The sequence below is a fragment of the Hymenobacter sp. H14-R3 genome (genome assembly GCF_030063445.1).
Lineage (GTDB): Bacteria > Bacteroidota > Bacteroidia > Cytophagales > Hymenobacteraceae > Hymenobacter.
Map to the genome: position 1 here is coordinate 378,414 of NZ_JASITD010000001.1, position 20,559 is coordinate 398,972.

A 20,559-nucleotide genomic window follows, 5' to 3' on the forward strand; every position below is an offset into this window, starting at 1 on the left:
TCGGCCAGTTGCGGCTATACTTTTGCGCGGCCTGTTAGTTAAGTGGGCTTTCGCCTCCGAAGTAGTTGCCCATGAGCCCCAATACCCCCTCTGCTGCCCCCCACGACCCGTACGCGGCCCTGCGTATTCCCGATTTTCGGCGCTACGTTACGGCCCGCGCGCTGTTTTCGGTAGCTACCCAAATTCAGGGCGTAGTGGTAAGCTGGCAGATTTTCAAGCTCACCAACGACCCCCTGGCGCTGGGCCTCATCGGGCTGGCCGAGGCCATTCCGAGCATCACCGTGTCGCTCTACGCCGGCCACGTGGCCGACTCCGTGCGGCGCAAGCGCATTGTGGTGCCGGCCGTGCTGGTGCTGGTGCTGTGCGCCTTCACGCTGTGGTGGCTGGCGCACCCCCTGCAAGCGGCTTTGCTAGACCGGGGCCGGCTCAACATTACCGCTCTGCACGCCACCGTGGTGTGGCCGCTATACCTGGTCATTTTTATCAGCGGCATTGCGCGCGGTTTTCTCAGCCCGGCGCTGTTTGCCTTCATGCCCCAGCTGCTGCCCGACCGCACCGCCCTGCCTAACGCCATCACCTGGAGCTCAACCACCTGGCAGGCTTCGGCCGTGCTGGGGCCGGCCATTGGCGGGCTGCTGTTGACCTACATCAGCATCGAGTTTGCCTACGGCGTCGATTCGGTGCTGGAAGTGCTGGCCCTATTATTTTTCGTGAGCATTGCCAGCCGTGAGTTGCCACCCATCGAAGGTGAGCGCCTGGGGCTCGCCGAAAGCATTACCAGCGGTATCAAGTTCATTTTCAGCAATCAGCTGGTGCTGGCGGCTTTGTCGCTCGACATGTTTGCCGTGCTCTTCGGGGGGGCCGTGGCGCTGCTGCCCTTCTTCGCGGCCAACGTGCTGCACAGCCCCGGCTCGTTTGGCAGCCTGCGCGCCGCGCCCGCCGTGGGCTCGGTACTGATGGCCGTTTTCCTCACCTTCTCGCCCCTCAAAAAAGGCGCGGGCCGCAAAATGCTCTGGGCGGTGGGCGGCTTTGGGGCCGCTACGGTCGCCTTCGCGCTCTCCACCAACATCTACTTATCGCTGTTCCTGCTATTCCTCACCGGCGTGTTCGATGCCGTGTCGGTTATCGTGCGCTCTACCCTCGTGCACACCTACACGCCCGAGTACATGAAGGGCCGCGTATCGGCCGTAAACAGCATTTTCATCGGCAGTAGCAACGAAATCGGCAGTTTCGAGAGCGGGGCCACGGCCAAAGCCATGGGCACCATTCCGAGCGTAGTATTTGGCGGCATCATGACGATGGTGATTGTAGGCTTCACCGCCTGGCGCGCCGATAAGCTGCGCACCTTGGAAATGGGTGCGGGCAAGAAGTAGTTAATTGGTCGGCCGTCTGTCCTTGCGAGCGCAACGCAGTGGAGCGCGGCAATCCTTCCTTCACGTCAGGAATACTAACCTAATGAAGCAAACGACCAGGAAAGATTGCCGCGCTCCACTGCGTTGCGCTCGCAAGGACAGACGATTCTACTTAATTACAAATTATTGTAAATCAATGAATTACGCTACCTCCAACGTCTTTACAGCACTGGGGCGGCTAGGCTTTTTACGGGTGCGGTTCAGCCACATGATAACGCCCGTTATCGGGAAGGTGAGGCTGGCCAGCGTGACTACCAGCGCCAGCATTTTGGTCCAGATGCCCCCGATTTCGCCGGTGTGCAGCGGCTTAGTGAGGCGGCGCAGCTGTGCCCCCGCCGACTGCCGGCTGTAGAGGTGCTGGCCCAGCGCGGCCCCCGTGCTACGGTCCACGAACAGGGTGTCGAGGCCCAGCTGACGCAGCGGCAGGGTGCTGGGCGCGCTCACCGCCACGGCGGCCAGCGAGTCTTTGGGCGCGCCCACCCGCCAAAACTCGGCGGTGCGGTACGTGGCCTGGCCGGTGCGCAGGGCAGCATCGTAGGCCACGGCGCGCGGGCTGCCGGCCGCTGCCGACCGGGGCGCGGCCATGCCCACCGTGGGCTTGGTACCCGTAATCTTAAACAGCCCTTCCGTAGCCCAGCGGTACGACATGACAACCCCCGTGAGGGCCAGCCCGAATAGGAATAGCGAGCAGTAAAAACCCAGCACAAGGTGCAGGTCGTGGTTGAGGCGCTTCCAGCTGGCGCCCCACTTAATGCGCAGGCGGCCCGTGAGCAGAGCCCGCGTTTTGGGCCACCACAGCACAATGCCCGTCGCCGTAATAACGAGGATAAACAGCGCCGACAGCCCACTAAGCGCCTTGCCCACTTCGCCAGCCAGCAGCCGCCGGTGCAAATCTTCGGCTAGTTTAAAAACCGGTAGCTGCTTCTCTTTTTGCAGCCCCAGCACCTGCCCGGTATAGGGGTTGAGGAACGCCGTGCTGCCGCGCTCGGGGCGGCCTTTGCCGGGGCCTTCAGCGCGCCCGCGGCCTTCGCCCCGGCCACTTCCCCCAGAGCTACGGCCCTCTCCCTGGCTACGGCTCTCTCCACGCCCTTCACCGAGACGTGGGCCACCCGGCTTGGTGTTACCATCACGAAAGATTAGCTCCACGGTGCGCGTCGGGTCAGCGTACACCTTGAAGCCCAACAGCTTAGCTCTGGGCGTAGCCTGCTGAAACTGCGCGGCCAATTGCGCCAGCGAGAGCCGCGGCTGCCCGGCCGGCACCGGTACGCTATAACGCTCACTATGAAGGGCATGCGTTATCTCTTCCTCAAAAACCAGCACCGTGCCGCTCAGGCACTGCACAAAGAAAACCAGGCCCGCCGCCAGGGCCAGGTAGAGGTGAATACGGCGAAGAAGCACTTTCATTGAGCAGCGAACAAGCGAATGAAGCTGCAATTTAGAACGATTTCAAATAACGTTCAGATAATTACTCGACAGACGCCTATTCGCAACGCACGTAGGGGCGAAGTTTGACGAAGTTCTCTTCTTTCAGAATCTTGATTTGCCGCAGGTCGTCGGGCGTGGCAAAAGGACCGTGCTGCTTGCGATAGGCCACGATGAGCCGGGCCAGCGGCTTGCCCACGTAGGGGTGCGGCCACAGCTCGTCAAACGTGGCTGAGTTGACGTGCACCGACCGGGGCACGAAGCCCGCCGCCACAAACGTGTACTTGCGCAGGCTATCGACCAAGTCGGGCGCATCGCGCAGCACAAACACCTCTTCCAACTGATTTTCAGCAATATACCCGCCCAACTCAGTACGCTGCTTCACAATGTACTTGGCCCGCCCCCGGCCGATGCCCTTTATCTGCATTAGCTGCGTAGTGTCGGCCAGGTTGAGGTCGAAGGGCTGCAAATGCGCCGGCTTGCGCGGAAAGCGGCCGGGCACGCCGCCACTAGCCGCCTCAAACGGCGGCCGGCCCGCCGCGTAGCCGGCGGCCCCGCGGGCGGGCAGGGCGTCGGGCAGCTGCATAAAAGGCGCGAGGCGCTGATACACCGAATCGGGCAGGCCGTAGATGCGCTGCACCTGGCTTTTGGCCCGGAAGCCGCCCGCCTTCTGGCCGTAGTTGACGATGCGGCCGGCCACGAAGTGCGGCACGCCCCGCGCCTCCCAGCCCTCGGCCGCGAGGCTATTGGGGTCGAAGGGGGCGAGGCGCACCTGCGGCACGGCGGGGTAGCGGCTACCGCCGGCCGCGCCGCCCGCCCTGTTGCGGGCCGGGTAGCGCGCGGCGTAGGCCCGGTCATTGGCCGCGCGGCCCGAGTCGAGGCGGGCGCTGAGGTCGCGGCTCCAGGCGTCGAGCTGGCGCTGGTCGGCGGCGGGCAGGTAGGCGGGGTCGGTGGGACGCAGCAGCACGGGCAGCACCGCTGCGGCCAGCGCTATCAGTAGCAGCAGCACGAAGCCCCGCGTTTCGGCCCGCGAAAAGCCGAAGTAGCGCCGCACCCAGCGCCAGGCCGGCCAGCGGTTGCCAGGCAAAGACATAGTAGTAACGAAAGAAAACAGAAAGAGGAATTACCGGCTAAAGTAATTCCTCTGTTCAACTTCTTCCGAATATTTACTCTTTAACTTACTTTTGGTAAAGCTTAATGAGCTGGGCAGCAGCGTAATCCACTTCGGCCTCCGTATTGAGCTTGCTCATGGAGAGGCGCACGGTAGGCCGGTCGGTGGCCGTGCCCAAGGCCTCCAGCACGTGCGAGCCTAGCTGCGCACCGCTGGTGCAGGCCGAGCCACCCGAGGCCGCTACCTTATTGATATCGAGGCTAAAGAGCAGCATCTCGCTGATGCTCGACGGCGGCAGGCTCACGCTAAGCACGGTGTAAAGGCTCTGGTCGGCCTCGGCCGACAGGCCATTGAACTGCACATCGGCAATGCCCGCCGCGAGCTGACCGATAAGCCGGTCCTTGAGGCTCTGAATGTGCTGCCGGTGCTCGGCCATGCCGTGGCAGGCAATTTCCAACGCTTTGGCCAGGCCCACAATACCATACACGTTCTCGGTGCCCGAGCGAATATTGCGCTCCTGCGAGCCGCCGTGGATGAGCGGCGCCACCTCCACGCCCCCACGCCGGTAGAGGAACCCCACGCCCTTGGGCCCGTGGAACTTGTGCGCCGAGCCCACCAGAAAGTGGTTGCTGAGTTCCTGCACATCGTGCTTGTAGTGGCCCATCGTCTGCACGGTGTCGGTGTGAAACACCGCGTCGTGACGGGCGCATATTTCACCTATCTGCTTGATATCGTTGAGATTACCCAACTCGTTATTGCCGTGCATGATGCTCACGAAGGTGCGCGGGTGCGCGGCCAGCAGTTCCTCCAGGTGCGCCAGGTCGAGGCGGCCCTGGGTATCGTGGCGCAGGTAGCTCAGGGACGTTTCACCGCTTTTGGCCAGGGCTTGCAGCGGGTGCAGCACGGCGTGGTGCTCCAGGGGCGAGGTGATGGCGTGCTTCAGCCCCAGGCTACGTACGCTGCCAAAAATGGCGTAGTTATCGGCCTCCGTGCCGCCCGAGGTGAAGCTGATTTCGCTCGGCGCGGCGTTTACCAAGGTGGCTACCGACTTCCGCGCCTGCTCGATAGCGGAGCGCACCTGCCGGCCCGGGCCGTGCAGCGAGCTGGGGTTACCGAAGTGCTGCGCCAAGTAGGGCAGCATGGCGTCCAGCACTTCGGGGTCGAGGGGGGTGGTGGCGGCGTTGTCGAAGTAAGCGTGCATAATATGATGTGCGGTAAGCTTTAGCTTGCGGTTTTAGATAAAGATTCAGCGCTTTTTCCTTAAACACGGCAAGCTAAAGCTTACCGCACACGCACTACTTAGCCGAGATAATCTCCTTGATATCGGCAATAATCTTCTGGGCCAAATGGTCGGCCGTGGCATTAGAGTCCGACTCGGCATAGATGCGGATAATCGGCTCGGTGTTCGACTTGCGCAGGTGCACCCACTCCTTACCGAACTCGATTTTAACCCCGTCGATGGTGTTTACCGGCTGCTTGGCGTAGCGCTCTTCCATTTTCACCAGCACGAGGTCGGTGTCGATATCGGGCGTTAGCTCAATCTTATTTTTCGAGATGAAGTAGCTCGGGTATGAGTTGCGCAGGCGGCTCATGGCCAGGCCCGACTTAGCCAAGTGGGTCAGAAACAGGGCAATACCTACCAGCGCATCGCGGCCGTAGTGCAGTTCGGGGAAGATGATGCCCCCGTTGCCCTCGCCGCCAATGATGGCGTTGGTTTCCTTCATCTTGGTCACCACGTTCACCTCGCCCACCGCGGCGGCGTTGTAGGTGCCGCCGTGCTTCTCGGTCACGTCGCGCAGGGCGCGGGTGCTGCTGAGGTTGCTCACGGTGTTGCCGCCGCCGTGGTAGCCCAGCACGTAGTCGGCCACGGCCACCAGCGTATATTCTTCGCCAAACATCTCGCCGTTTTCGCTCACCAGCGCCAGGCGGTCCACGTCGGGGTCCACCACAATGCCGAGGTCGAAGCCGCCTTTTTCCAGCACCTTGGCAATGTCGCGCAGGTGCTCGGGCAGCGGCTCGGGGTTGTGGGCAAAGTCGCCGGTGGGCTCGCAATGGATTTTCTCAATGGTTTCCACGCCCAACGCCGTTAGCAGCTGCGGCACGGCAAAGCCACCGCTGCTATTCACGGCATCTACCACTACCCGGAAGTTCTTGGCCTTGATGGCTTCGACATCCACGAGCGGCGAAGCCAGAATGGCGGCAATGTGCTCGGCCAGAAACGTATCGTCGGTGGCGTACTTACCCAGCTTGGTCACGGGCGCAAACTCAATGCTGTCGCCTTCAGCCAGGGCCAGCACCTGCTCGCCCGCCGCGGCCGACAGAAACTCGCCGTGCGCGTCGAGCAATTTCAGGGCGTTCCACTGCTTGGGGTTGTGCGAAGCCGTGAGGATGATGCCGCCGGCCGCTTTCTTGGCGGGCACGGCCATCTCTACGGTGGGCGTGGTGCTCAGGCCCAGGTCAAGTACGTCAAAGCCAAGGCCTTGCAGCGTAGCCGCCACGAGGCGGCTCACCATTTCGCCCGAAATGCGGGCGTCGCGGCCAATCACTATCAGCTTGCTGGTAGTGGCCTGTGAGGCCGCCCAGGTGCCGTAGGCGGCCGTATATTTCACCACGTCGAGGGGCGTCAGGCCCTGGCCAGCCGGCCCACCAATGGTGCCGCGGATGCCGGAAATAGATTTTATGAGGGTCACAATTCGTTGCTTTAGCTTTGCAAAAGTAGGTTGGCAGGCCGGTTGTTTGCCCGTTATCTGTACTTAATACCTACGTGCGGCAACCAGTAACCGGCCCAGTTGGGCAGTTATTCTGCCTGACTACCCATTAGCTATTCTGCTTAAAACGAACAGCTTATTCATCATTTATCAGCGTTTTTTATGGACAACCCCCTGCTTGCCCCCTCCCGCCGCCCGGTCCAGCTCGAAGCCTTCGGCCGCCTGCTCGATGTGCTCGACCGCCTGCGCCAAGAGTGCCCCTGGGATAAAAAGCAAACCCTCGAAAGCCTGCGCCACCTCACCATTGAGGAAACCTACGAAATCAGCGATGCCATCCTGCGCAACGACCTGCCCGACCTGAAAAAGGAGTTGGGCGACGTGATGCTGCACCTGGTGTTCTACGCCCGCATTGCCGCCGAGCAGGGCGCGTTCGACATTGCCGACTCGCTCAACGCGCAGTGCGAGAAGCTCATCTATCGCCACCCGCACATCTACGGCGACGTGCAGGCCGACGACGAAGCCACCGTGAAGCGCAACTGGGAGCAGCTCAAGCTGAAAGAAAAAGGCAACACGGGTGGCGTGCTCGGTGGCGTGCCCACTTCGCTGCCCGCACTGGTAAAGGCCATGCGCATTCAGGAAAAAGCGCGGGGCGCGGGCTTCGACTGGGATGACCCTGCCCAGGTGTGGCTCAAGGTGCAGGAGGAGTTGGGCGAGTTTGGCGACGAGTATGGCCACGGTCAGCCTCCCGCCGATGCCGCCCAGGCCGAGCGCGCCACCCAGGAGTTTGGCGACCTGCTGTTTTCGCTCGTCAACTTCGCCCGCTTTGCCGGCATCAACCCCGAAGAGGCGCTGGAACGCACCAACCGAAAATTTATCAGCCGTTTCCAATACCTCGAAGCCGCCGCTACTAAAGCCGGCCAAGCCCTGCCCGACCTTACGCTGGCTCAAATGGATGTGTATTGGAACGAAGCTAAGGCCGCCGGCCGCTGAACAAACCGCCAGCACACAGCCGGTAATGAACTGATACTGCGCGCAAGCCGCCCGCTAGGTCAGTGCAAATCCGCTGCTGGCAAAATTTGCTTCATCAACCCTAAACCAATTTCTTACGTTGGCCCCTCATCAGAAATTCAGCAGGAAAGTTGCTGGGTTCATCGAGTACTTACCAACCTTGGGCGAAGGTTATTCTACACAAAAAATATTTCATAAAGCCTGGATTTTACTGGCTTCGGCGTAGATTCGGCCCCGAAACTCCTTTTTCCGCTGGTGGCTTCCGGCTTCATAACCGACTCGCCAGGCCCTTACCGTTTTCTTTTTTACCCTCAACCAACCCCCCACCTCCTACACTAACTGGACACATGGAACAGAAAAATGCTGTAAACCCGGGCGCTCGGCCCGCTGCGCCGGCCGCCTCGGCCGCACCCGCCAAGAGCAGCGGTGGTGCCTCGCTGTTTTCGGTCATCGTTATCGTGCTTGCTTACGTCGCTAGCCTTATTATCTTCAAGTATGTACTTGGCGACCCGAGCCACTTTATAGGCGGTAACCCCGAGAACAACCCCAAACCGGGCGACTACCTGGGCATTGTTTACAAAGGGGGTATTATCGTACCAATTCTGCTGTCGATGTTGCTGATGGTAATTACGTTCTCGATTGAGCGTGCCCTCACCATTAGCAAAGCTAAAGGCAGTAAGAGCATCGAGTCGTTCGTGCGTGGCGTTCGTCAGAAGCTGAACTCGAACGACATCGCCGGTGCCATCGCTATCTGCGACCAGCAGAAGGGCTCGGTTGCCAACGTAGTACGCGCCGGCCTGAAGAAATACCAGGAAATGGGCCGCGAAACCACGATGAACACCGACCAGCGCGTGTTGGCCATCCAGAAAGAAATCGAAGAGAGCACCGCCCTGGAATTGCCGATGCTGGAGAAGAACCTCGTTATCATCTCCACGCTGGCTTCTATCGCCACACTGGTAGGTCTGCTCGGTACGGTATTCGGTATGATTAAGGCCTTCTCGGCACTTGCTCAGGCCGGTAACCCCGACGCTACTGCCCTGGCAACGGGTATCTCGGAAGCCCTTATCAATACCGCCCTCGGTATCGGTACGTCGGCCGTAGCTATCGTAGCCTACAACTTCTTCACCAGCAAAATCGACGAGCTGACCTACAGCATCGACGAGGCTGGCTTCAGCATCATCCAAACCTTCGCTGCCCAGCACGGCACCAAAGGTCAGGAGTCGTAAGGAGCTGCTGGCACAAAAAAAGGGGCGGAGGCGTTTTGCCGTCCCCGCCCCAATTTTTTTTTCGGGTATCGTGTGCAATCGGTACGCTGTCGGCATCAATACCAGTGAGCGGCTCTCGCCAGGCTTTTGGGCCCGCAACCCGCTGATGGTATCACCGATTTAACCCCTTGCATTTGGCCCGTCCAGTCATTTTAACTTCTCCCGGCAATGCCTAAAGTAAAACCGCACCGCACCTCGCCGTCGCTCGATATGACGCCGATGGTCGACCTGGCCTTCCTGCTGGTAACATTCTTTATGTTGACCACGCAGTTTCGCCCCGATGAAGCTGTGGTAGTGGACCCGCCGTCTTCGACGTCGGACCTGCGCGCCCCCGATAGCGACATCTTGACGCTGATAGTTGACTCCAAAAAGCGGGTCTTCTTCGGCTACGACAAGGCTCCTATTAAGGAAGCCATCATCAAGGAAGTAGGCGCTAAATATGGCGTCAGTTTCACCCCCACCCAGGTTAAGCAGTTTGCCCTCCTTCCCAACTTTGGAGTGCCAATTGCCCAGCTAGGTAGCTACCTCGACAAGGATACCGAGCAACGCAAGGCGCTCAACCCTACGCTTCCCGGCATTCCGTACGACTCGCTCAACAATCAGATGATTGACTGGGTGATAGCCGCCCGTAAGGCCAACGCCACCCAGTTTCAGAAGCCAACCTACTTGGTTATCAAGGGCGACGGTGACGCGGATGTGAAGACTATCCAGACAATTATCAAGGTATTGCAGGAAAAAGACATCAACCGTTTTAACCTGCAAACTAGCCTTGAGATGAAGCCCACGACCGTAAACTAACCTTTTTGAATCATGGCAGAAATCCAACAAAAAGGCGACTCCGGTAAGGGAGGCAAGAAACGGGCAAAGAAAATGTCGACCAAAATCGACATGACGCCCATGGTAGACTTGGCCTTCCTGCTGCTGACCTTTTTCATGCTCACCACTACCTTCGCCAAGCCCAACGTGATGCAGCTCACGATGCCGGTGAAGGAGAAGAACCCGAACCCCGAGGAGCAGACCAAAATCAAAGCGTCGCAGGCCGTGACTATCATCCTGGCCCCCGACGACAAGGTGTTTTACTACTTCGGCCTGAACGAGCCTAATGACAAAAGCGTGGCCGTACCCGAGATTAAAGTGACCGATTTTTCGGCCAACGGTATCCGCCAGGTACTCCTCGCCCGTCAGAAGCAACAGCCAGAGCCTATCATTCTTATCGAGCCCTATGTCAACGATGGCAAGCAGGCGAAGTACAAGAACATGGTAGATATTCTGGACGAGATGAACATCACCAATCAGAAGAAGTATGCGCTGATTGACATCTCAAAGAAGGACATTGACCTCATTAAAAAACAGAACCTGCTATGATGGATAATGCGCAGCTAGCCAAGGCTAGCTTGAACGACATCGTATTCGAGGGGCGTAACAAAGCGTATGGCGCGTTTGAGCTACGTCGCGTCTATGGGCGCAACGTAACGCGGGCAATCGTCATCGGCACGGCCATTCTGGCGCTGTTGGTATTTATTCCGGCCATCGCCAAGATGCTGGAAGACCGCAAGCCCAAGGAGGTGTTGAACCTGAAGGAGAACGTGCTCATGGACGCGCCTCCCCTGGACAACACCAAGCCCCCGCCCCCGCCCCCGCCCCCCGAAGCGCCACCACCCCCGCCCCCCAAGCTGACCACCATCAAGTTTACCCCCCCGGTGGTAAAAAAGGATGAGGAAGTGAAGAAGGAAGAGGTGCCCGACCAGAAAGAGCTGGAAGACAAGACGGTAGCTACCGTAACCGTAAAAGGTAACACGGACGCCCCCGACTTGAGCGGCCTGAGCGGCGAAGGCAACAAAGTGGTAGAAGAGGTAGTAGAAACCAAAGTCTACACCTACGTAGAGCAAATGCCAGCCCTCCCCGGTGGCGGCGGCATGGGTGCCATTGTAAATGCCATCCAGAAAAACGTGCGCTACCCCGCTGCTGACCTGCGCAACCAGGTAGAAGGCAAAGTTTTCGCCAGCTTCACAGTTGATGAAAACGGCGATGTATCGGATGTGAAAATCGTGAAAGGCCTGAGCGGCACGATTGACTCCGAAACCATGCGGGCCATCAAAACGCTACCAAAATTCATTCCTGGCAAGCAGAACGGCCGGGCAGTGAAGGTATCGTTTACCGTACCGGTAACCTACAAGATTCAATAAGCTACCCAGCTTGTGCAAAAAGCCCTGACTACTTGGTAGTCAGGGCTTTTTTACGTTTTAGCGTCTGGCTTTTTTGTAGAAATAAGTGAGCGGATGATGTGCAAAAAGACCGGGGTCGGCATCAGTTTAGTAGCCGGGTGATACTGGTGGCCTTTCCCTCATTTTTCATCCTTTTTGTATGTCACTGCTTCCATCTTTTTTAACCGATAGCCTCGATGAGGTTGTTTTTGAAAGCCGCAACCAGGCCTACGGGGCCTACCAGTTGCGCCACGACTACCAGCGCAACCTTACTTCGGCCGGGGGCCTCACGCTGGCCTTCTGCGCGGTGCTGGGGCTGGGTTGGGTGGCCGTGCAGCACTTTACTCCGGTGGCTGCGGCAATTGTTTCTAATCCTGTTTGCCTGATGCCGATAGATATTACCCCACCAACAATTATCGAAAAGCCCAAGGTGGCGGTGCAGGCGCCACCCCGCGCCCGGGCCGCGGCTATGCACCCCGCCCCGGCCATCCCCACCCAAGTAACCAAAGTAGAATTGCCCCAGCCGCATCTCACACCCCCGCAGCCTACCGATGTAGTAGATGGCCCCACCGGCCCCGCCACGCCAGGGGCAACGGCACTGGGCGACCCTACCGCGCTACCCGGCGCAGTTGACAGCGACGGCCCGGGCACCGCTACCACTGCCCCGGCCTCGACCGAGCCCTTTGTATACGTGGAAAAGATGCCGGAATTTGCGGGCGGGCAGGCGGCCTTGCTCAAGTACCTGCGCAGCCATTTGCACTACCCCGGCAAGGCGCTGGCCGAGGGCGTGGGTGGCCGCGTGTTTCTGACCTTCGTGGTAGGGGCCGATGGTGTAATTTCAGAGGTAACTATCCTCAAAGGCCTGGGCTACGGCCTCGATGAGGAGGCCCTGCGCGTAGTGCGCCAGATGCCCGCCTGGACGCCCGGCTACCAAAGCAAGCACGCCGTGCCAGTGCGCTTTACCCTGCCGATTACCTTTCAATACCAATAGCCGCAAGTTAGCGTTGTAGGAAAGCCGGGTTTTATAGCCTTTTTTGCAGTCTGATAGCCAGCCCACGCCGGGCCCGAACAAATCGGGGCTCGGCGTGGGTTATCGGTATTCACCTCACTTCCTACTACATGCCTGCTCCCTCCACCAAAGACCGGCTGGGCTCCCCGCTATCGGTGCCGCGTTTATTTGCGCTTGTGCGGTCGGCGCTGCCCATTGGGCTCGGGGTTTTTCTTTGGATTACTCCCGCGCAGCCTGGCGCTCTGTTGCAGATTGGCCCAAACATGCGGCTCGCGCTGGCCGCCATCTTTGTTCTCTATGGAATTTTCCGCCTGGTGCGCACTTTCCGCACCCAGTTTCGCCAGCCCCCGCCCGATGACGACCTCAACTAACCCCTCGCCCCAGCCCGGCCGCGCCGCGCTGGGGGCCCTGCTGCTGGCGGCCTGCCTGCTGCCGGGCTGCCACCCCGACCGCTCGGCTGGTACCAGCGAAGACTTTACGGACACGCCCACCAGCGGCCACGTGGGCATCAGCGTCGACGAAACGTTTGCGCCCGTGATGCAGTCGCAGGTCGATACGTTTCAGAAGCTTTACGTCGATGCTCACCTCAAGGTAGCGTACCAGCCCGAAGACAGCGTTTTTCTCGACCTGCTCAACGACAAGGTGAAAGTGGCCATTGCCGCCCGCATGCTGAACGCGGCCGAAGTCGTGGAGATGGACAAGCAGCAAATGGTACCCATCACCACCACCATCGGCATCGATGGCTTGGCCATCATTCTGCATCCTTCTAACCCCGACTCTTTGCTGACGCTGGCGCAGCTGCGCGGTATTTTTGGGGGCCAAACGGCCCAATGGAGCCAGGTAAGCGGCCAGAAGAAGCTGGGCAGCGTAAACGTAGTGTTTGATGCCAACCGCAGCAGCACCAGCCGCTTTATCAAGGACTCGCTGCTGATGGGGGCCGCCCTCAGCCCCAAGGCCTTCGCAGCAGAGTCTAACCCCAAGCTGCTCGACTACGTGGCCACGCACCCCAACGCAGTGGGCGTGGTAGGCGTAAACTGGATTTCCGACTTCGACGACCCCACCGTGCGGGGCTTTCTGAAGCGCATTCGGGTGGCGGGCATTACGGCCAGGCCCAACCCCACCAAAGACGATTTTATTCAGCCCTACCAGGTATACCTAGCCCCTAAATCGGCGGAGTTGCTAAAGGCCCACCCTGAGTTGCAGAACTACCCGCTGCGCCGTAATATTTATGCCGTGAAGCGCGAGGCGCGCGCGGGTTTAGGCTCGGGTTTTGTATCCTTCATTGCTGGGCAAAAGGGCCAGCTCATCTTCCAGAAATCGGGGCTGATGCCGGCCAATATGCAGGCCCGCATCGTGACCACCAACAAGCGATAGGAACTACCTTGGCCTTAATCGCGTAATAACGCCACACTCTCTTTCACCTAATCTTAACTTTTCCCTCCCTTCTTATGCCTCTTAAGCCTTGGAAACCGCTGCTGCTGACCGCCCTCACCGTAGGGGCCGGCGCTACGGCCGCCACCGCCCAGAATGTTGCTTCTGCCCAGAAAGCTATTGAGCTGGAGCGCTATAACGAAGCCCGCGGGCTGTTGCGGGGCGCTAGCTCGCCCGAAGCCAACTTTGAATTGGGCCGCCTCTATCAGATGCGCGAAATACCTGATTCAGCCGCCTACTACTTCAACCGGGCCGGGGGCGCTACGCCCGCCGGTATGGTAGCTGAGGGACGGGCCCTGCTCGCCAAAGGTAAAAATGCTGAAGCCGAAGCCAAGTTTGAGGCGGCCGCCAAAGCCACCAAAAATAAGGATACCAAGGTGCTGACTATGATTGCGCAGGCCTACGGCGAATCAGACGTAAAAGACATCACCAAGCCCCTCACCTACGTGAAGACGGCTGAAGCCTTGAGCAAGGGCAAGGATGACCCGACGCTGATGGTAGCCCGTGGTGACATCTACTTGCTCACCGACCAAGGTGGTGGCGAAGCTATGAGTAGCTTCGACCGCGCTACGGCTGCCAATCCGCAGGATGCCGGAGCATTCTATAAAAAAGGGGTGCTCAACGTACGTAGCCGTAATGGTGCCGACGCAAAATCCAACCTTGATAAGGCCATCGCCATCAACCCGCAGTATGCCCCGGCCTACAAGGAGCTGGCAGAGATGTATTTTTCGAGCGGCCAGTACGAAAAGGCGGTAAGCACCTTCGAGCAGTACAAGGGCATGGCTGAGAAGTCGAGCACTACGGATGCCGAGTATGCTTCCTTCCTGTACTTGAGCAAAAAGTACCCCGAGTCGCTGGTAGAGGTGAACAAGGTTTTGGCCGTAGAGCCCAACAACTTCACTATGAACCGCTTGAAGGCGTTCAACCTATATGAAACCGGTGATTACCCCGGCTCATTGGCCGCAATGGACCAGTTTTTGAAAATTGCGCCCGCCGACAAGGTATTGTCCGAGGACAATGCTTATCGCAGCAAAATTCTCTTGAAAATGGGCAAGGGTGGCGATGCCGTCGACATCCTGCAGAAGTCGGTAGCTACCACTACCGACCCGGCCAAGAAGAATGAGGTGATGCACGACCTGTATACGGCCTATAACTCGCAGAAAGATTATCCTAACGCCATCAAGACGCTGAAGCAGATTGTGGCTACGCCTTACGGCGACCTGGCCGACCAGTTCCGCTTGGGTAGCGCGTATAGCAGCACCAAGCAGTACGCGCAGGCCGACAGCGTGTACAATATCATCATTACGGCCAAGCCTACCTACGTACCGGCTTACCTGGCCCGTGCCGAAGCCAACTTCGGCCTCGACCCCGAATCGACTAAAGGCACAGCCAAGCCGTTTTATGAGAAGTATTTGGAGTTAGCCAGCGCCGACCCTACCAAGTACCGCGGTGGCATAATCGAAAGCAACAACTACCTCGGCTACTATAACCTGAAAAAGGGTGACAAGGCAGCCGCCACGCCTTACTACCAGAAGGTGTTGGAGCTTGACCCCACGAATGCCGATGCTACCAACGCGATGAAAATCATCAAAGGGGTACCACGCACTACTACGGTTAAGAAAACCACGACCGCTAAGAAGAAGTAACGCCTAACGGCCAATAGTGAAAAGCCCCGACGCTGCTACAACGTCGGGGCTTTTTGCGTTACTGGGCGGCTGCCCAGGTTTCCCACTTGGCCAGCACGGCGGCAAAGTCGGCGGGTAGCTCCATCTCGAAGCTCAGGTGCTCGCCGGTAGTGGGGTGCACAAAGCCCAGCGAGCGGGCGTGCAGCGCCTGCCGGGGCAGCAGGGCAAAGCAGTTCTCCACAAAAGACTTGTAGCTACCAATAGACTGCCCTACCCGGATGCGACTGCCGCCATACACGGCATCGTTAAACAGCGGGTGGCCAATGTGTTGCATGTGCGCCCTTATCTGGTGCGTACGGCCGGTTTCGAGGCGGCACTCCAGCAGCGTGACGGGGCCGAAGCGCTGCAACACGCGGTAGTGCGTGATGGCGTGCTTACCCTGCGAGCCATCGGGGTACACGGCCTGCACCTTACGGTCGCGCAGGCTACGGCCGATGTGGCCAGTTATGGTCCCCTCATCTTCCTCAAACTTGCCCCAGACCAAGGCCAAGTACGCGCGCTCAATGGTGTGGTGGAAAAACTGCTGCGAGAGGTGCGTCATGGCCCACTCCGTTTTGCCCACAATCAGCAGACCCGACGTGTCTTTGTCGATGCGGTGCACCAGGCCGGGGCGTACTTCACCGTTGCGGCCCGTGGGCAGGTTGGCGAGGTGGTAAGCAAGGCCGTTCACCAGTGTGCCCTCCCAGTGACCATAGGCGGGGTGCACCACTAGGCCCGGGGGCTTGTTTACCAGCAGCACATCGTCATCCTCGTAGCGGATATCCAGAGGCATTTCCTGCGGTATAACCTTGCCAATACGCGGCGGCTCCGAAAGAACGATGGTAATAACATCGGCCGGCCGCACCTGGTAGCTGGACTTGCTTGCGCGGCCGTTCACCTGCACCGCTTCGGCCCGAATGGCATCCTGAATTTTGGTGCGCGACGCGTTGGCTAGGCGGTTGAGCAGGTACTTGTCGAGGCGCATCGGCTCCTGCTTGCGGTCGCCCACAAAGCGGTGGTGCTCATATAGCTCATCACCTTCCCCCTCCTCGTCCTCTCCGTCAGTCGGTAGCAGGTCGGCGTTTATTTCGATGGGGTCAAGCTCGGCAGGGTCGAGGTCAGCAGCGGGCGGTACTTGCATAAGTAGCTATTCTATAAGAAGATAGGCACGAAAAAAGCCGGAGCCACAGGCTCCGGCTTTTTGGCCACTAAGTGGCAGAGCGTTATTTATTCTTGGTCTTCGTTTTGCCAGCGGGAGCGGGCGGCACCATAGGAGCCTGGGTTTTAGGAGCCTGCGTGGTAGGTGCCGGAGCAGCCGCAGTAGGCGTAATGCCCATTTTCTTCAGGATAATGTCCGAGATGTCGCCGTCCTTGGGGCCGTGCAACAGGATGGGGTTGCTGCCCGAGTCTGAGTTCAGCACATAGGTATAGCCGTTTTCGGTAGCCACGGCATCAATGTTCTTCTGAATCTTATCAAGCACTGGGCGCAACAGCGTCTGCTGCTTCTGTTGCATCGACTGCTGGGCCGTCTGCTGAAATTCCTGCAGGCCCTGCTGCATGGTTTGCAGTTCCTTTTCCGTATCGGCTTTCACTACGGGCGTCATCGCCGCGCCACCTTTCTGGTACGCATCGAGCTTGGTTTGAAAAGCCGCTTGCTTGCTTTTCAGCTGCGCTTCGAGCTGAGTACCATAGGTTTTCAGGTCCGACTCAATCTGCTTGCTCTCGGGCATTTGGCTCAGAACGTACTCTACGCTGGTGAAGCCGATTTTGAGCGGGGCCTGCGCCTGGGCGCTGGAAGCGAAGAAAGAACCGGCAACGAGTAGTGCGGTGGCGAAGGTCAGGTGAAGTTTTTTCACGCGGTTTACGAAGAAGGTCAAGGGTCTTAAAAAAAATCTGGTTGCAAAGTTAAGGCAGTTAGGGCTTTTCGCCCGCAACAGCCTTTGTGGCCTTGGCGCCCTTAGTAGGGCGGGCCTTGGTAGCGCCAGCGGCTTCGGTAGTGCTGGCCGGGTCGGGCGTGCCCGAATCCGACTCGAAGGCCGGGTCGGCACTGGCCGTGGGCGTCTTGGGAGGCTTCACCGTTTTTACGGGGCCTTTAGGGCCGGGCTGGTTGCGGGTAGGCGAGCCCAGACCCAGCTCCTCCAGCACAAATTCGGTGTAATCGTGCGTGGGGTTGGCGTAGAGCATGGTCAGGTCGCCGTTACGGTCAAACATAAAGTCCAGCTTCCGCGCCTTCACCACTTTCTCTACGGCGTCAAATATCTTGTCCTGGGCAGGCTTATTTAATTCGACGCGTTTCTTAAACAGCTGGCCTTCGTAGCCAAACTGTTTGGATTCGTACGCTTTAATATCCTGCTCTTTTTTCAGAATCTCATCCTGGCGTTTCTTTTTCATCGCCTCCGTCAGCACCACTTCTTCGGCCTGGTAGGTGCGGTAAAGCTTATCAAGGTCCTTCTTCTGAACTTCAATCTCCTTCTGCCAGGTTTCGGTCAACTTTGCCAGTTCCGTTTGAGCCTGCGCGTATTCCGGCATCTTGCCCATAATAAACTCGGTGTCGATATAGCCGAATTTCTGGCCCCAAGCCGGAGCGCAGGCCAAAAGCAGCGCCAGCGCCAGCAGGGAACGCGCAATGTGGGTCATGGGCAGGAAAAGGGAGAAAGCAGCCCGAAATCAGCTTCGGCAGCGTAGTAGCAACGAACGGGCCAAACGGTTTAGTCTATTCGTTAGCTGAAGGGTAGCACCGCTGGCTTCTCAACCAACTAGGTAAACCAACAAAAAGGGCTAAAACGTTCAGCCCCGCAGCTAGCTAGCGAATCTGCTGGCCAATGATGAAGTGGAAGTGATTGAAGTCCTGCGGCGTATTGGTGTTGAGCGGTGGCGTTACCGTATCAAACGCCCGGCCATAGTCGAAGCCCAGCAAGCCGAAGGCCGACATGAAAATTCGGGCCCCGAAGCCTGCCGAGCGGTACAGCTTGTAAGGGTTGTACTGGCTGTAGATATCGGCCGCGTTGCCGGCCTCGGCAAAGCCCAAGATATAAACCGTTGCGGCGGGGTTAAGGCTCACAGGGTAGCGCAACTCGGCCACGTACTTGTTGTAGGCTACGCCGCCGCTCTTGCCTGTTTGGGCCGTCGGAATGGCGTAGGCACCGTTGGGGTCGTCGTAGCCGCGCAGACCAATGTAGTCGGTGCCCACCAGGAACGAGCCACCGCCGCCGTAGCCCAGGCCCGCACCACCCATTTTGAAACGCTCGAAAGGCCCTGGCTCTCGGTCTTTAGTATAAGTACCGATATAGCCAAAGTGCGCCCGCGTGTTTAGCACCAGCTTACCTACGATGGGCGTAAACCACGAGGCGTCAAACATCCACTTGTGAAACTCCACCCACTCGTAGGTATTCGGGTGCGCGCCCGGAAACGCCGAGTAAGGCGGCGTGAGGTTCACACTCAAGCTGAGCGACGAGCCGCGCCGCGTGTAGGTCGGGTTGTCAATACTATTGCGTGAGAGCGTAGTATTGAACGTGATGTTGTTGGCCCGGCCGGTGGTAAAGTCAGCAAAAATGGCGTAGTTCTGCAACTGGTACTGACTGAACGAGAGCGAGTTGCTGAGCGAGAAATAGTCATCTGGCACGCGCAGCTGGCGGCCCAGGCCAATAGTGGCGCTGTTTACCTTAATGAATTGACCAGTCGTGGCGTCGAAATTGGTACCCAGGCGCGAAATGCTTCGGTTTAGGCTGAAAGACAGCGACTGCGGCTTGCGTCCGCCCAGCCACGGCTCGGTAAAGCTGAACGAATACGCCTGGTACTGGAAACCGTTGGCCTGCACGTTGAGGGCCACGCGCTGGCCATCGCCGGCCGGTACCGGTGTCCAGTTGTGGAAATCGCCCGCCTTGCGCAGCGAGAAGTTGTTGAACACTAGGCCTACCGTACCGATAAAGCCTGCGTAGCCGCCCCAGCCGCCCGAAAGCGTAATCTGGTCCGACGGCTTCTCTACCACCGTGTAGTTGATATCTACGGTACCATCGGCCTGGTTGGGCACGGGGTTGATACCAATTTTTTCGGGGTCGAAGTAGCCCAGCGTGGCAATCTCGCGCTGCGAGCGAATGAGCAGTTCGCGGTTGAACTTGTCGCCCGGCAACGTGCGCAGCGTGCGGCGCAGCACATGGTCCGAAGTCTTGGTGTTGCCGGAAATATTGATGTCCTTCACCCGGGCTTGTACGCCCTCCGTGATGCGCATTTCAATATCAATGGAGTCACCCTCCACCTTGGTTTCCACCGGGTCGAGCTGGAAGAACAGGTAGCCGTCGTTCATGTAGAGCGACTCTACATCCTGCCCTGTGGGGTTGTAGTGCAGGCGCTTGTCGAGGCTTTCCTTGCTATAAGCAGCGCCTCGTTTTACGCCCAGCACCGACGACAGCGTTTTGCTGTCGTAGAGGTAGTTGCCGGCCCAGGTGATATTGCGGAAGTAGTACTTACGCCCCTCATTCACCTTTAGCTTGACAATCAGCCCTTTCTCGTCCCGCTCAATGGTATCGGATACGACTACCGCATCGCGGTAGCCCTGGTCATTATAGAAGTCAACCAGCTTCTTCTTATCGTCTTCAAAGTCAGACCGCTGAAACTTACCTGGAGTCAGAATTTTATAAGACTTGCGGGCCTTGGTCTTCTTAAATTGCTTGGCCAGCTTGGCATCCTTAAACGCCTCGTTGCCCTCAAACTCAATGTCGTGAATGCGGACCTTCTGGCCCTTATCCACGTCTATTTTCAGGGCCACGCTGTTGGAAAGCGCTGAGTCGGCCACCTGGCGGATAACCACCTTGGTATCGAGGAAACCCTTGTTAGTGTAAAACTTACGCACTTGCGTTCGGGTATTCGACAGCAACGCGTCGGTTACCACCTTGCCCCGGATGAGCTTAATTTTCTTCTCAATCTCCTCGCCCTGCCCTTTGCTGATACCCTCAAAAGAGAACTTGGAGAGGCGCGGCCGCTCCCGCACGTTAAAATCCAGGAAAATCTTATTCCCTTCGGTGCGCGCAATGCTCACCGAAATATCGGCCAGGATACCCTGCGCCCATATTTTGCGAATGGCCTTGCCCAAATCATCACCCGGCACGTTCACCATGTCGCCAATACGCAAACCCGAAAGACCAATCAGCGTATTAGGGTCCAGGTAACGGGCACCGCTTACGGTGATGCCGCCTAGCTCGTATTTACGCGACTCTTCGGCCGTAGGAGTCGCCTCCTGCGCAAGCGCTGGCACGGCAAGTAGCGTACCGCCTGCCAATAACACCCCAAATAAGCCACTACGTAAGTTAGTACGCATCATTCTGCTAA

18 protein-coding genes are annotated in these 20,559 nt (G+C 58.5%); 10 read left to right on the forward strand and 8 right to left on the reverse strand.

Features of this window, described 5'->3' with window-relative positions; translation table 11 throughout:
- The first annotated feature begins 71 nt into the window (after positions 1-71).
- Positions 72-1,373: an MFS transporter gene (locus QMK33_RS01720; protein WP_283562814.1), complete on the forward strand. Its 1,302-nt coding sequence runs from the start codon at positions 72-74 to the stop codon at positions 1,371-1,373.
- A 180-nt stretch (positions 1,374-1,553) separates the two neighbouring features.
- Here QMK33_RS01720 and QMK33_RS01725 read toward each other — a convergent pair whose 3' ends face one another.
- From QMK33_RS01725 to glmM, 4 genes are all read right to left on the reverse strand, one after another.
- Positions 1,554-2,816 (reverse strand): PepSY-associated TM helix domain-containing protein, encoded by a 1,263-nt coding sequence (locus QMK33_RS01725; protein ID WP_283562815.1) that lies wholly within the window; start codon positions 2,814-2,816, stop codon positions 1,554-1,556.
- A gap of 76 nt (positions 2,817-2,892) precedes the next feature.
- A complete protein-coding gene (locus QMK33_RS01730) occupies positions 2,893-3,927 on the reverse strand; it encodes a ComEA family DNA-binding protein (RefSeq protein ID WP_283562816.1) in 1,035 nt (344 codons plus the stop codon).
- 85 nt (positions 3,928-4,012) lie between these two features.
- Complete coding sequence (locus QMK33_RS01735) at positions 4,013-5,146, reverse strand: cysteine desulfurase family protein (RefSeq protein WP_283562817.1); 1,134 nt, start codon at positions 5,144-5,146, stop codon at positions 4,013-4,015.
- A gap of 94 nt (positions 5,147-5,240) precedes the next feature.
- Positions 5,241-6,635, reverse strand: a complete 1,395-nt coding sequence (gene glmM / locus QMK33_RS01740; protein WP_283562818.1) for a phosphoglucosamine mutase — start codon at positions 6,633-6,635, stop codon at positions 5,241-5,243.
- A gap of 180 nt (positions 6,636-6,815) precedes the next feature.
- On the opposite strand from glmM, the gene mazG reads away from it, so the two are divergent.
- The 9 genes from mazG (at position 6,816) to QMK33_RS01785 (ending at position 15,216) form a co-directional block, all read left to right on the forward strand.
- Entirely contained in the window at positions 6,816-7,643 is an 828-nt protein-coding gene (gene mazG, locus QMK33_RS01745; protein WP_283562819.1) for a nucleoside triphosphate pyrophosphohydrolase, read from the forward strand.
- A gap of 365 nt (positions 7,644-8,008) precedes the next feature.
- On the forward strand, positions 8,009-8,887 hold the full coding sequence (locus QMK33_RS01750) for a MotA/TolQ/ExbB proton channel family protein (protein WP_283562820.1): 879 nt from the start codon (positions 8,009-8,011) through the stop codon (positions 8,885-8,887).
- Between the two features lie 207 nt (positions 8,888-9,094).
- Complete coding sequence (locus QMK33_RS01755) at positions 9,095-9,724, forward strand: ExbD/TolR family protein (RefSeq protein WP_283562821.1); 630 nt, start codon at positions 9,095-9,097, stop codon at positions 9,722-9,724.
- 12 nt (positions 9,725-9,736) lie between these two features.
- The gene (locus QMK33_RS01760; RefSeq protein ID WP_283562822.1) at positions 9,737-10,291 is read left to right on the forward strand and encodes an ExbD/TolR family protein; all 555 of its coding nucleotides are present in this window, start codon (positions 9,737-9,739) and stop codon (positions 10,289-10,291) included.
- Positions 10,288-11,112 (forward strand): energy transducer TonB, encoded by an 825-nt coding sequence (locus QMK33_RS01765; protein ID WP_283562823.1) that lies wholly within the window; start codon positions 10,288-10,290, stop codon positions 11,110-11,112. Before QMK33_RS01760 ends, QMK33_RS01765 begins: the two co-directional genes overlap by 4 nt.
- Positions 11,113-11,290: 178 nt before the next feature.
- A complete protein-coding gene (locus tag QMK33_RS01770) occupies positions 11,291-12,121 on the forward strand; it encodes an energy transducer TonB (RefSeq protein ID WP_283562824.1) in 831 nt (276 codons plus the stop codon).
- Positions 12,122-12,249: 128 nt separating this feature from the next.
- Positions 12,250-12,510 carry a hypothetical protein gene (locus tag QMK33_RS01775; RefSeq protein WP_283562825.1) on the forward strand — a complete coding sequence of 87 codons (261 nt, stop codon included), beginning with the start codon at positions 12,250-12,252 and terminating at the stop codon, positions 12,508-12,510.
- The gene (locus QMK33_RS01780) at positions 12,494-13,513 is read left to right on the forward strand and encodes a PstS family phosphate ABC transporter substrate-binding protein (protein ID WP_283562826.1); all 1,020 of its coding nucleotides are present in this window, start codon (positions 12,494-12,496) and stop codon (positions 13,511-13,513) included. Before QMK33_RS01775 ends, QMK33_RS01780 begins: the two co-directional genes overlap by 17 nt.
- Positions 13,514-13,587: 74 nt before the next feature.
- Positions 13,588-15,216 (forward strand): tetratricopeptide repeat protein, encoded by a 1,629-nt coding sequence (locus QMK33_RS01785; protein ID WP_283562827.1) that lies wholly within the window; start codon positions 13,588-13,590, stop codon positions 15,214-15,216.
- Positions 15,217-15,274: 58 nt separating this feature from the next.
- Here the strand turns inward: QMK33_RS01785 and QMK33_RS01790 are convergent, their stop codons facing one another.
- The 4 genes from QMK33_RS01790 to bamA form a co-directional block, all read right to left on the reverse strand.
- Entirely contained in the window at positions 15,275-16,375 is a 1,101-nt protein-coding gene (locus QMK33_RS01790; RefSeq protein WP_283562828.1) for an RluA family pseudouridine synthase, read from the reverse strand.
- Between the two features lie 82 nt (positions 16,376-16,457).
- Positions 16,458-17,090, reverse strand: a complete 633-nt coding sequence (locus QMK33_RS01795) for an OmpH/Skp family outer membrane protein (RefSeq protein WP_283562829.1) — start codon at positions 17,088-17,090, stop codon at positions 16,458-16,460.
- Between the two features lie 58 nt (positions 17,091-17,148).
- On the reverse strand, positions 17,149-17,871 hold the full coding sequence (locus QMK33_RS01800; RefSeq protein ID WP_283562830.1) for an OmpH/Skp family outer membrane protein: 723 nt from the start codon (positions 17,869-17,871) through the stop codon (positions 17,149-17,151).
- Between the two features lie 166 nt (positions 17,872-18,037).
- The gene (gene bamA, locus QMK33_RS01805) at positions 18,038-20,551 is read right to left on the reverse strand and encodes an outer membrane protein assembly factor BamA (RefSeq protein ID WP_283562831.1); all 2,514 of its coding nucleotides are present in this window, start codon (positions 20,549-20,551) and stop codon (positions 18,038-18,040) included.
- Positions 20,552-20,559: the final 8 nt, after the last annotated feature.